This is a genomic window from Pseudomonas sp. HR1 (genome assembly GCF_030175875.1).
Classification (GTDB): Bacteria; Pseudomonadota; Gammaproteobacteria; order Pseudomonadales; family Pseudomonadaceae; genus Chryseomonas; species Chryseomonas oryzihabitans.
This window is the reverse complement of sequence record NZ_JASNRF010000003.1, coordinates 560307-572085: the sequence shown is the minus strand read 5'-3', so window position 1 is coordinate 572085 and position 11779 is coordinate 560307. Positions and strand designations below refer to the sequence as shown.

At 67.0% G+C, this 11779-nt stretch carries 14 protein-coding genes and 1 riboswitch; of the genes, 5 read left to right on the top strand and 9 right to left on the bottom strand.

Annotated elements, in window-relative coordinates; translation table 11 throughout:
• Nucleotides 1-22 precede the first annotated feature (22 nt).
• Nucleotides 23-218, bottom strand: a riboswitch (cobalamin riboswitch).
• Nucleotides 219-315: 97 nt separating this feature from the next.
• The 4 genes from QKY98_RS14035 to QKY98_RS14020 all read left to right on the top strand — a co-directional run bounded on the left by QKY98_RS14035 (nucleotide 316) and on the right by QKY98_RS14020 (nucleotide 2830).
• Entirely contained in the window at nucleotides 316-645 is a 330-nt protein-coding gene (locus QKY98_RS14035) for a four-helix bundle copper-binding protein (protein ID WP_077172171.1), read from the top strand.
• 165 nt (nucleotides 646-810) lie between these two features.
• A complete protein-coding gene (locus QKY98_RS14030; protein ID WP_037007217.1) occupies nucleotides 811-1179 on the top strand; it encodes a YggL 50S ribosome-binding family protein in 369 nt (122 codons plus the stop codon).
• Nucleotides 1180-1248: 69 nt separating this feature from the next.
• The gene (locus tag QKY98_RS14025; protein ID WP_027596936.1) at nucleotides 1249-2082 is read left to right on the top strand and encodes a metallophosphoesterase family protein; all 834 of its coding nucleotides are present in this window, start codon (nucleotides 1249-1251) and stop codon (nucleotides 2080-2082) included.
• Between the two features lie 130 nt (nucleotides 2083-2212).
• Nucleotides 2213-2830: a DedA family protein gene (locus tag QKY98_RS14020; protein ID WP_284671086.1), complete on the top strand. Its 618-nt coding sequence runs from the start codon at nucleotides 2213-2215 to the stop codon at nucleotides 2828-2830.
• Here the strand turns inward: QKY98_RS14020 and QKY98_RS14015 are convergent.
• The 9 genes from QKY98_RS14015 to ttcA form a co-directional block, all read right to left on the bottom strand.
• On the bottom strand, nucleotides 2827-5073 hold the full coding sequence (locus QKY98_RS14015; protein WP_284671085.1) for a xanthine dehydrogenase family protein molybdopterin-binding subunit: 2247 nt from the start codon (nucleotides 5071-5073) through the stop codon (nucleotides 2827-2829). The two genes, QKY98_RS14020 and QKY98_RS14015, sit on opposite strands and share 4 nt — an antisense overlap.
• A complete protein-coding gene (locus QKY98_RS14010) occupies nucleotides 5070-5552 on the bottom strand; it encodes a (2Fe-2S)-binding protein (RefSeq protein WP_145249417.1) in 483 nt (160 codons plus the stop codon). The genes QKY98_RS14015 and QKY98_RS14010 overlap by 4 nt, the downstream gene beginning before the upstream one ends.
• Nucleotides 5553-5554: 2 nt before the next feature.
• Nucleotides 5555-6781 (bottom strand): c-type cytochrome, encoded by a 1227-nt coding sequence (locus QKY98_RS14005; RefSeq protein WP_284671084.1) that lies wholly within the window; start codon nucleotides 6779-6781, stop codon nucleotides 5555-5557.
• 279 nt (nucleotides 6782-7060) lie between these two features.
• Nucleotides 7061-7381 carry a hypothetical protein gene (locus tag QKY98_RS14000; protein ID WP_007159236.1) on the bottom strand — a complete coding sequence of 107 codons (321 nt, stop codon included), beginning with the start codon at nucleotides 7379-7381 and terminating at the stop codon, nucleotides 7061-7063.
• Nucleotides 7382-7435: 54 nt separating this feature from the next.
• On the bottom strand, nucleotides 7436-7972 hold the full coding sequence (locus QKY98_RS13995) for a C40 family peptidase (protein ID WP_017638877.1): 537 nt from the start codon (nucleotides 7970-7972) through the stop codon (nucleotides 7436-7438).
• A gap of 96 nt (nucleotides 7973-8068) precedes the next feature.
• Complete coding sequence (locus QKY98_RS13990) at nucleotides 8069-8707, bottom strand: C40 family peptidase (protein WP_081875203.1); 639 nt, start codon at nucleotides 8705-8707, stop codon at nucleotides 8069-8071.
• A 96-nt stretch (nucleotides 8708-8803) separates the two neighbouring features.
• On the bottom strand, nucleotides 8804-9568 hold the full coding sequence (locus QKY98_RS13985) for an NAD-dependent protein deacylase (protein WP_284671083.1): 765 nt from the start codon (nucleotides 9566-9568) through the stop codon (nucleotides 8804-8806).
• Complete coding sequence (locus tag QKY98_RS13980) at nucleotides 9565-10236, bottom strand: DNA-3-methyladenine glycosylase I (RefSeq protein ID WP_284671082.1); 672 nt, start codon at nucleotides 10234-10236, stop codon at nucleotides 9565-9567. Before QKY98_RS13980 ends, QKY98_RS13985 begins: the two co-directional genes overlap by 4 nt.
• The gene (ttcA, locus tag QKY98_RS13975; protein WP_027596944.1) at nucleotides 10236-11060 is read right to left on the bottom strand and encodes a tRNA 2-thiocytidine(32) synthetase TtcA; all 825 of its coding nucleotides are present in this window, start codon (nucleotides 11058-11060) and stop codon (nucleotides 10236-10238) included. The genes QKY98_RS13980 and ttcA overlap by 1 nt, the downstream gene beginning before the upstream one ends.
• A 97-nt stretch (nucleotides 11061-11157) precedes the next feature.
• Here ttcA and QKY98_RS13970 point away from each other — a divergent pair, with 97 nt between their 5' ends.
• Nucleotides 11158-11778 carry a DNA-J related domain-containing protein gene (locus QKY98_RS13970; RefSeq protein ID WP_074584423.1) on the top strand — a complete coding sequence of 207 codons (621 nt, stop codon included), beginning with the start codon at nucleotides 11158-11160 and terminating at the stop codon, nucleotides 11776-11778.
• The last annotated feature ends 1 nt before the right edge of the window (nucleotide 11779 follow it).

The window sequence follows — 11779 nt, the reverse complement described above, 5'->3', positions numbered from 1 at the left end:
GCGCGACGCCCTCCGCATCGCCGAGATGAACGCAAGCGTGGCCGGTCTCCGGGCTGGTGAGCCGATGCCCTAAGGGCATCCGCTGCGCCCCTTCCCGGCCAGGGCCAGTGGGCATCGCGCAGCTACTGCTCAACTACCGTTGCGGGGGCAGCGCCGGCTCGACCGGCTTCCCTGTTTCACCCCGCTCCAGGCGGGGCACCACGTGCAAGGGCGCAGGGTACGGACTAGCCGGGAGAGCGTCAATCGATGGCGCCGCCCGAACTCGGCGTCGCGCGGACGGGTCCACCCTAGACACCCACCGCCAGGAGCTACCGGATGAACGATGCCACCCTCGCCGCCTGCATCAAGGCCTGCCTCGATTGCGCCGCCGCCTGCGAAACCTGCGCCAGCGCCTGCCTGGGCGAAGCCAATCTGGACATGATGCGTGACTGCGTCCGTCTGGATCGCGATTGCGCCGACGCCTGCCGCCTGGCCGCCACCTTCATGCAGCGCGGCAGCGACCGCATCGCCGAAGCCTGCGCCCTGTGCCTGGCCACCTGCCGTGCCTGCGCCGCCGAATGCGGCAAGCACAAGGCCGAGCACTGCCAGGCCTGCGCCCGGGCCTGTGAGGCCTGCGCCGACGCCTGCGCGGCCATGGCCGCCTGAGGCGGCTGCCGATAACCGCATCCGCTGAGCGCCGGCTGCCGTGCTGCGCGCTCTGGTCGCAGCCGAATCCCGCACAGGAAGCCGCCGCTCGGGCGTTCGGCATTGGCATTACCCGGCGACGCCAGGGATAATGCCCGCCCTTTCATCGATATCCAGGCCTTCGCCATGACCGATACCAACCAAGATCCCCGTTTGAGCCGCATGAAGCGTCGCCTGCGCAAGAAGCAGTACCTGGGCGAATTCCAGGAACTGGCCTTTGAAATCAAGGTGAGCTTCAAGAACGAACTCAGCGAAGACGATCTGGACACCTTCCTGGGCGACTTCATCGACTACGTCGAAGAGCGCAAGCTGGACTACATCGGCGGCTTCGACAACGCCTGGGTCGAAGGCACCATCATGGCCAACAAGCGCTACACCTCGCCCACCGCGGAAGACCGTACCGCGCTGCTGGACTGGCTCAAGGCCCGCGCCGAAGTCGGCGAAGCCAACGCCTCCGATCTGCATGACGCCTGGCACCACGACGGCGAAGTCTAACTAGCCTTCGCCGGATAGCTTGGCGTCCGTTGCGGTCGTAAAGGGGAATCCGTTGGAAACCAGGTCCTCATGACGACCCTCCTGCAAATCTCCGATACCCACTTCGGCACCGAGCAACCCGCCGTGGTCGCGGCCCTGGAAGCCCATGTCCGCGAACACGGCGCCGATGTCCTCATCCTTTCCGGGGACATCACCCAGCGTGCCCGCCGCGAGCAATTCGCCGCCGCCAAGACCTTCGTCGAACGCCTGGAAAGCTACGGCATTCCCCGCACCCTGGTGATCCCGGGCAATCACGACCTGCCGCTGTACAATGTCTTCGCTCGTTTCCTGACGCCCTATGGCAACTATCGCCGCCATTTCGGCCAGGACCTCGAGCCCAGTTTCGAGAACGACGAGCTCCTGCTGGTCGGACTCAACACCACCGCCCCGCGACGCCACAAGGATGGTGCGGTGAGCACCGAGCAGATTGAGCGCGTCGCCGAACGCCTGCGCCGCGCAGGCCCGGGCAAGTTGCGCATCGTCATCGCCCACCAGCCCTTCGGCGCCCTCGAACTCAGCGACCTGAGCAATCTGCAGCACAATGCCGATCACGCCCTGGCCACCTGGGCCGATGCCGGCCTGGATCTGGTGATGGGCGGCCATATCCACCTGCCCTATGTGCTGCCGCTGAGTCGCCAGTACCCCACCCTCCCCCGCGAGGTCTGGATCGTGCAGGCCGGCACCGCCCTCTCATCGCGCGTGCGCGGCACCTCGCCCAACTCCTTCAATCGCCTGCTGGTCGGCGAAGGAACGGAGAAGACCGTGGACGTGGAGCGCTGGGACTTCCAGGGCGATCGTTTCGTCGTCGGCGAGCGTCACGCACTGCGCTGGCAGGCTGCGCAGGACGCCCTCGCGGAAGGCTGAGGCGTCCGACCGGGACGCCTATGCGCGCTCGCGCGCACTTCCAGCAATGGAAATTGATTCAAGCTGTTGAAACGGCTGGCAGGCCACGGGCGCCGCGTAGTCTTAGGACTTTCGGCAAGAGTGGCCTCCCATGGAATCCCTGACGCAATCGCTGCTTGGCTTTATCGAAACCCACCAGGCCTGGGCACCGCTGCTCGTCGGCCTACTCGCCTTTGGCGAGTCCCTGGTGCTGCTGGGCGTCTTCATTCCGGCCACGGCGCTGCTGCTGGTGGTCGGCGGCCTGGCCGGCTCCGGGGTGCTCTCGCCGGTGCCGCTGGTGCTGGCCGCCATCGTCGGCGCCATCCTCGGCGACATCTGCTCCTATGTCATCGGCCGCTGGCTCGGTCCCAGCATCGTCCACCGCCCGCCCTTTCGCCGCTATCGCAAGCAGGTGGCCCGGACCCGGCTGTTCTTCCGCCGCTATGGCTTCTTCGCGGTCTTCGGCGGGCGCTTCCTGACCATGATCCGCAACACCGTGCCCCTGGTGGCCGGGATGATGGCGATGAACCAGCTGCGCTTCCAGTCGGCCAACGTGCTCTCGGCCATCGTCTGGGCGCCACTGATGATGGGCCCGGGTTATCTGGCGGCCAAGGGCGCCAACCACTTCAGCTTCGTCGGCAACGAGTCGCTGTGGATCGGCGCGGCGGTGGTCGCCGTGCTGGGCGCCGGCGCCGCGCTGTTCTTCAAGCAGCGGCTGAAACGCGCCTAGCGGCGGGCGGCCAGCGCCTCGCGCAGACGCTGGCGATTCAGCGGTACCTCGCGCAGGCGCAGACCGGTCGCCGCCGCCACGGCATTGGCGATGGCCGCTGGGATGGCGGCGGTGGTGGCCTCCCCGGCCCCCACCGCCGGCTCTTCCGGCCGATCGATCAGCTCCAGTTCCAGCTCGGGCAATTCGTTGAAGGTCAGCGGCGGATAGGCGCCCCACTCCAGACTGGTCACCCCCTGCTGATCGAAGCGCACCGCCTGCTTGAGGGTCCGGGCGATGCCCTGTACCACGCAGCCTTCCAGCTGGTTGCGCAGGCCATCCGGATTGACGATCAGCCCGCAGTCATGGGCCACCACCACCCGGGTGACGCGGATCCCCGCCGCCTCGCTCACCGTCACCTCGACCACGGCGGCCACATAGGCGTTCTCGTTCTCATAGCGCAGGAAGGCCAGACCCTGACCTTTCGCCAGGGCGCCGTCCCAGGTCTTTTCCTGCCGGGCCGACGGTCGCCAACCGGCCTTGGCCGTGGCGGCCTGCAGCACCGCCCGGGCGCGGGGGTCCTGCAGATAGCGCAGGCGGAATTCCAGCGGATCAACCCCGGCCGCCAGGGCCAGTTCGTCCATGAAGGATTCGTTGGCGAAGGTATTGCCGACCGCCCCCAGGGCGCGCAGGGCCGAGGGTCGCAGCGGCGAATCCCCGGCTTCCAGCCAGTGGGTCGCCACCTGGACATTGAGCAGGTCGTAGTCCAGCGGCGCATTGCGATTGCCACCGCCCCGCCCACCCTTGAGCGGCAGATTGTAGGCCAGTTGTCCGGCGAGCAGCGCCGCCTTGCCGGTCTGGCCGTTGGGGCGGGTCAGGTGGGTGGGCGTCCAGTTGGCGAAGCGCCAGGCCAGCAGATCGCCGGCCGCGCTCAGGCCGCCGGCCAGGCGCATCAGCATGGCCGGTCCCTTGGGATTCCAGCCGTGTTCGTCGGCGCGACTCCATTGCACCCGGACCGGACGGCCGCACAGCTTGGAGAGCAGCGCCGCATCGGCCGCCGCGTCATCGGCGCCGTTATGGCCATAGCAACCCGACGCCTGCTGGTAGATGACATGGATGCTGTCTTCCGGCAGCGCCAGCAGATCCGCCAGCGCCGCCCGGAGCTGATAGACGCCCTGGGTACCGCTCCAGACGGTGGCGCCGTCGGCACGCACCTCTGCCACCGCGCAGGACGGACCGATGGAATCGTGATTCTGATAGGGCCAGCGATACTCGGCGTCCAGGCGCTGGGCGGCGTTGGCCAACTCCCCCGCGACATCGCCGGCCTCCTGCTGGAGGTCGGCCGGTCCGGCCTTGGCTTCCAGCCGGGCATAGAGTTCGCCTGGCAGGGGCAGGTCCGGCACCAGGCTCCAGTCCACCCGCAGCGCCGCCGCGCCCTGGCGCGCCAGCCAGGGCTGCTCGGCCACCACCGCGACGAAGGCGCCCTCGTACACCAGCTGAGCGCCCGCCGGCAGCGCGCTGGCATCGATACCGCGAACACTCACCCCCGCCAACCGCGCCGAACCGATGCAGGGCGGCCGCACCACGCAACCGTGCAGCATGCCGGGCAGGCGCAGGTCGTGGACGTAAGCGAAGCTGCCGAACAGCTTGGCCGGGATGTCTTCCCGCGGCACCGAGGTCCCGACCAGGCGATAGTCCTTGACGGCGCGGGTCCGCACCGCCTGATTGACCAGCCGCCCCAGCGGCCGTCCGCCGACCAGCTCGCCATAGCTGACGAAACGCCCGGTGGGATCGCCACGATAGACCACCCGGCCATCCACCGTGTCCACCACCGCCAGATCCAGCCCCAGGCGCCGCGCTCCTTCCAGAAACAGGAATTGCCGCGCGCTGGCGGCGGCCTTGCGCAACTGGGCGCCGCCCACCTGCAGGCTCTTGCTGCCGGCGGTGATGCCCTGGTCGGGCGTCAGCCGGGTATCGCCCTGGATCAACCGGGTGGCGGCAAAGGCCACGCAGAGTTCCTCGGCCACGATCTGCCGCAGCGCCGTGCTGACCCCGGTACCCAGTTCCACCTTGCCGCTGTAGACGATGACCTGGCCCTGGGCATCCACCGCCAGCCAGGCATCCAGTTGGCGCTGATCGAGGGTCTTGGCCAGGCTCGCAGTGTCAGTAGGTGCGGGCAATACCTGGGCGGCGACCGGTCGCTGCAGGCTGAAGCCCAGCAGCAGCACCGCGCTGCCGCCGAGAAAGGTGCGGCGGGACAGCGTCATGCCGGGGCCTGCCCGTCGCGCAAGAGCACCGCCGCCCGCTTGACCGCGCGCAGGATGCGATAGTGGGTCCCGCAGCCACAGAAATTGGCCGCCAGCGCCTGGCGGATCTGCGCATCGCTGGGATCGGGCACCCGGGCGAGCAGCGCCTGGGCGGTCATCACCATGCCAGGGATGCAATAGCCGCACTGCGCCGCCTGCTCTTCGATAAAGGCCTGCTGCAAGGCATGGGGAGCATCGGGCGTACCCAGGCCTTCCAGGGTCAGCAGCTCGCGACCGGCAAAGGACGCCGCCGGCAGCAGACAGGCACGCACCGGCTTGCCATCCGCCAGCACCGTACAGGCGCCACACTCGCCCAGTCCGCAGCCGAATTTCGGCCCCTTGAGCCCCAGTTCGTCGCGCAGGGCGTCCAGCAGAGGCATGCGTGGATCGACGTCGAGCTGTCGCGACTCGCCATTGACCTTGAGTTCGAGGACCGCCACCGCTAGTGCTCCCGTTCGCGCGCCGCCGCCACGTCCTCGGGACGAATATCGGCGGCGTGACCACCAAAGCGGCGGCCGATGTAGGTGGCCAGATCGGCCAGTTGCTGATCGCTGAGCAACTCCCGATAGGCTGGCATGAAGGCGTGCTCGGTGCGTCCCTGGCGGTCGAGCCCGTCGAGCAGCACGCGCACCAGGTTGGTTCCTGCCGGATCGCGCACCGCCGAATAGTTGCTGAAGGAGCGCGGATAGGGACCGGCCGGCCCCTGGTCGTCCGGCGCATGACAGCTGGCGCAGGCGGATTGCAGCAAGGCCGCACTTTCCGCCTCGGCGGCAGTGAGCGGCCCGGTTTCACCGGGTGGCTGCACCTCGGCACGCGCCGGCACCGCTCCGGGCTGCGCTGGTAGGGTCCGCAGATAGGCGATCAGGGCACCGAGATCCGCATCGTTCAGATGGCGGGTACCGCCGCTCACCACCTCGGCCATGGGGCCCGCCGCCACAGCCTCGCCGCGCTGATGGCCTTCGCGCAGATAGCTGGCGAGCTTGGCATCGCTCCAGCCGCCGAGGCCGCGCGGGTCCGCGGTGAGATTCCAGGCGGTCCAGCCCTGCTGGGTCGCCCCGGCATAGGCCCGGCCGCTGTCGAGACCCTGGCTCCAGGTCCGCGGCGTGTGGCATTCCTGGCAATGCCCCACCGCCTCGGCCAGGTAGGCGCCCTGCGCCACCTGCGCATCGGCAGTAACCGGTAACGGACCCGGCGTGAAGTTGAGCCATTTCCAACCGCGGATCAGCGCGCGCTGATCGAAGGGAAAGCGCAGGCCGTTGGCGGGCGGCGCATAGGGCACCGGTCGCTGGATCTGCAGATAGGCGAAGATCCCGGCGATGTCCTCGTCGCTCAGGCGGGTAAAGGCCGTATAGGGAAAGGCCGGATAGAGCTGCTCACCATCGCGCCCCAGCCCGTCGTGCAAGGCGCGGCGAAACTCGTCCGCCGTCCAGTCGCCCAGGCCGTGCTCGCGATCCGGCGTGATATTGCTTGAGTAAAGACGGCCAAAAGGCGTATCGAAGGCGACACCACCGGCGAAGGGTGCACCGTCGGGACGGGTATGACAGCCCTGGCAGTTGCCCAGCCGGGTCAGGTATTCGCCCCGCGCCAGGGTCGCCTCGTCGGCGCGCACCGGCGCGGCCTTGGACAGGAGCAGCATCCCCGCCAACAGGGGCAGGGCCAGGGATCTCATCAGCTCTCCTCTTGAGGTCGAACCGGACGGGCGGATTCCGCCGTGGCGTTGCCGTCATCCTAATCGCAGCGGCAAGCGCCCGTGGCGTTCGCCCCTGGAGGTGAGATGCAGGCGACAGTTTCGGCCCGCACGTCAACTGCGGCCTTTACAATCCTGCTCCATTCCGGCTGCGCCCTGGCGCGAGAGCTGTGAGTCGCCAGCAACCACCGATTCTGATTACCCGCACTCAGGACAGGAAGGAAGACCTCCCACGCCCAAGCACTATAGGGGTGGTATTACTCAACGCTTGGGCACGAAGCCATCGGGCTTGGCCGCCAGCCAGTCGACGAACTGGCGAATGCGCGCATCGCTGAGCAGCAACTCGCGGCTGTTGTATTCCAGCGCCAGGGTCTTTTCGTCGAAGGTCTGGTGGATATGGTTGTGGCAGGGTCGGCAGACCCAGAGGGTGGCGGTGATCCGGCTGACGCGGTCGAATCTCTTGCGCACGTAGGCCTTGTCGTGCAGCGAGCGAGGGATCAGGTGATGGCGGGTGAGCGGCGCCGCCCTACCGCACAGCTCGCAACGAGCCGGCTGGGGCGGCAGACGTATCGCCTGGGGCATGATGGGCTCCGCACGGGCTGGATGCCTATTCGAGCGGCCCGGGCGGAACGGGGTTCAATAGCCGCCGGCGAGACTCGGCGTGACCAGCACGCGCTTGGCCTGCAGATAGCTGTTCTGCCAATAGGGCTTGGCCAGGCTGTCCAGGCGCACCGTCCCGCCCGTGCGCGGTGCATGGACGAAGCGCCCTTCCCCGACGTAGATGCCGGCATGGCTGACCTGACGGCCACCGGCGGTGGCGAAGAAGATCAGATCACCGGGCTGCAGGGCATTGCGCGCCACATTGGGCGAGCCGAGGGTGATCATCTCGCGGGTCGAACGCGGCAGGGTCACCCCGGCCGCATCGCGATAGACGTAGCCGATCAGCCCGCTGCAATCGAAGCCACCCGCCGGGGTATTGCCGCCGTAGCGATAGGGAGTGCCGACCAGGCCAATGGCCCGAAAGAGCACATCGTTGGCGGCCTGGGCCTGGCTTTCCAGCAGGGGGCGGGAGACGACCGGGGCGACCGGTGCGGGTGCCTGGGGCGGCCTGCCGGCACAGGCGGCCAGCAGCACGAAGGCGCAATACAATCCGAGGCGAGCCGCATGCGGCATTGGAGACATCCTTAGTTATCCATCGATCACCGTCGGCCTGCCACGCAGCCTCGACGGGTCCTCGAAGCGCACCGGCGGAGATCGCGGCGATACGCCTCAGCGCAATACGCGCTTGCCTTCCAGGAAACTCACCTTCCAGTACTGGTCGTCCAGGCTGTCCACCCGCACCCCGCCGCTGCGGCGACTGGAGGAATGGATGAACTTGCCCTCGCCCATGTAGATACCGGTGTGACTGACCCGGCCACGGCCGTTGCTATTGAACAGCAACAGATCGCCAGGTTCCAGATCGTTCTTGCTGACTACCGGTACTTCGAGATCGATGATCTCGCGGGTGGAGCGCGGCAGGGTCATGCCGGCCCGCTCGCGAAAGACGTAATTGACGAAACCGCTGCAATCGAAACCGGCCAGGGTGCTGCCGCCGCGGCGATAGGGCGTGCCCACCAGCTGGGTGGCACGATTGAGGATCTGGTCCGCTAGATTCGGCAGCGCCTGACGCGGACCGACCTCGCGATCCCAATCCAGTTGATGCGGCGACTGGGTATGGGGGAAGACCGGACGTTGCTGAGCGCTCTCGGTCTCCACCGCGGCGGAACCGTTGCCAGCACCACCCAGACCATGCAGCGAGGCGGTCTGGAAGGTCCGGGAGGTAGAGGACTGATCAGGGGCAACGGCGATGTCAGGACTTTGCGGCGCACTCGCACAGGCGGCGAGCAGACAGACAAAAGACAGGGGCACGAGGGGTGCGAAGCGTTTCCTTGGCATGGGCACGACCGTGTCGTTTTCTCAAAGTTTCGACACCTTGCCGACCTGGATCACAGATGGCAAGTTTTTTTAGCCTCCGATGTGACTCAAAAGCCGAGGAAGGACGTCTACGGCCCTTTTTTTGATCTGAACGGTCGCCAAGCCACTCAGCGACGAGCGGTCCGGGTTGATTTCGATGAGGTCACCACCCTGCGCCAGGGTCTGGCCAATCGGCGCCTGGATATAGCCGAAGGCGGCCGTGGTGCCGACGGCGATCACCAGGTCGAAGCCCTCCTCCATCGCCTCCTGCAGACGTTGCAGCTCAGTGGCCGGCAGGGCTTCCTCGAACAGCACCACCGGTGGCCGCAGGATGCCGCCGCATGCGGGACAGCGCGGCGGCAGCGGACCGGCCAGGTGATCTTGGGCATCCGCGACCGTCTGCGCGCAACTCATGCAGGCGAGCGGCTCCAGTTGTCCATGGATCTCGATCAGCCGCTCTGGCGGAAAGCCTGCCTGCCGATGAAAGCCGTCGATGTTCTGCGTCAGCACCCAGCTGCCGGGGTGACTGACACCGAAGTCGGTGATCGCCTGGTGCGCCGCATTGGGCCTGGCCGCAGCGCAGGCCCGGCCGAGTTGCGCCAGGTAGCGCCAGCAGAGCTCCGGACGCTGCCGGAGCATGCTGCCCGAGAGCGCCGCCTCGATGGGGATGCCCTCTTCGGTGAGGCCGTTGTACAGCCCGCCCAGGCCGCGATAGGTCGGCAGTCCCGAATCGGCGGACAGCCCCGCCCCGGTGATGAACAGCACCCGACCGGCCCGCTGCAGCAGGCCTTGGGCACGCACCAGGGCGTCGGTCAATGATTCACCGTCAGGGCCAGCATCACCGACAGCTGGCAGAGCGGGCGGCCGCTCTGTTCCTGCCAGAGCTTGAAGGCCTCCTGCATCTTCTGCCGATCGCGCTTGGCGGTGGGCGCCTTGTCGAGGATGTTCTGCGCCTTGAGTGCCGTCACCACGTCGTCAGTCGCCAGAAAGGTGTCCTTGCCAGCCATGCGCAGGAAGCGCTGCGCTGACAGGCCACCCAGCTGATTGCCACGCTTGGTCAGCAGCTCCCAGAGGCCAACGATGTCCTGCGTCGGCCATTCGGCCAGCAACTGGCCGAAGCTGCCGTGACTGCGCTGGAAGTCCAGCACCATCTGGGCGTTGATCGGCACGCTGCGCAACTTGCCCAGGTGGCGGATCAGACGGGCGTCCTGCATCAGCCGCTCCAGACGCTCGCCGCCCATGAGCACCACCTTCTCCGGATCGAAGCCGAAGAAGACCTCCTCGAAGGCCGGCCACTTGGCGTCCACCAGGCTGTGCTTGAGTCCGGCGCGAAAGATGCGCCGGGTCAGCAGCGACAGATAGCGGTCATCGCCCACGGACGCCAGGGTGGCGGCGTCGACCGGTTGCGGCAGCCGTGCCTCCAGGGCCGCTCGGGAGCCGCAGCGATTGAGGGCGTATTCGAGCAGCCAGGCGTAGTCCCGCATCAGAGATTCATCACCTGGACGAAGCGCGGCGTGGCGCTGTCATCGACCCTGAGACTGGCGAAGTCGAACAGCTCGCGATCGGCCAGTTGCGAGGGCACCACGTTCTGCAGGGCGCGGAACATGATCTCGGTACGCCCTGGCGTCTTGCGCTCCCACTCCAGCAGCATCTCCTTGACCACCTTGCGCTGCAGGTTCTCCTGGGAGCCGCAGAGGTTGCAGGGAATGATGGGAAATTCGCGCAAGACGGCGTAGGCCTCGATGTCCTTCTCGTTGCAATAGGCCAACGGACGGATCACCACGTTGCGCCCGTCGTCGGCGCGCAGCTTGGGTGGCATGGCCTTGAGCGTGCCGCCATGGAACAAATTGAGGAAGAAGGTTTCTACCATGTCGTCGCGATGATGGCCGAGCGCCATCTTCGTCGCGCCGATCTCGTCGGCGAAGGTGTAGAGGATGCCCCGCCGCAGGCGCGAGCACAGCGAACAGGTGGTCTTGCCCTCGGGAATCTTTTCCTTCACCACGGAATAGGTATCACGTTCCAGAATGTGGTACTCGACCCCCAGTTCCTTCAGGTACTGAGGTAAAACGTGTTCAGGAAAGCCCGGCTGCTTCTGGTCGAGGTTGACCGCCACGATCTCGAAGCGAATCGGTGCGACCTTCTGCAAGTAGAGCAGCATGTCGAGCAGGGTGTAGCTGTCCTTGCCACCGGACAGGCAGACCATGACCTTGTCGCCGTCCTCGATCATGTTGTAGTCGGCGATGGCTTCGCCGGTAAGACGGCGCAGGCGTTTCTGCAGCTTGTTCTGGTTGACCGAAAGGGTGCCCATGGATGAATCCGCGAAAGGAAAAAACGAAAGGCCGGCATTTTACGCGCAAAGCGTCCGCCGCCCTACCCCGAACGTCAGTCCATGGCGACCGGCAGCCATGAGCGAAGCCCAGGCGCTCATGACGGCGCTCCACCAGGAACTGCTCAGGGCCCAGTCCAGCCTGTCGGAGTACGAGTTGCTGCAGGCCTTGCGCCGGGCGGGATCACCGCTGATCCCGCCGCGCCCGGTGACCGACAACTACGAACTCTTCCGCCTGCACTTCCGCGTCTTCAACGCCCTCTATCGACTGCGCGATCAACTCCGCGCCGAGCAGCGCGCCGAACTGGTCATCAGCGCCCTGCGCATCGAATTGCGCCCCTATCTGCGCGCCCGTGCCGGGCTGGTGGTGGCCGATCCGCTACGCGCCTACTACCTCGATGTCACCCAGCTGGAGACCACCACTCCGGAAGACGTGGCCAACCTGCTCAATCACTTCTGGGCCTTGGTCAACGGTGAGTCCGAACTGCTGGAGGCCCTGCGCCTGCTAGGACTCGATCGCTCGGCGGACTATGGCCAGATCCGCCGCCGCTATCGCCAGCTGGCCAGCCGTCATCACCCCGATCACGGTGGCAGCACCGGCCGACTGCAGGCCATCAATGCCGCCATGGATACGCTGAGGCGGCACTACGGCCACCAGCCGACCGCGGACGCTAGGGTGCAGGCACGGGCTTCGGCATAAT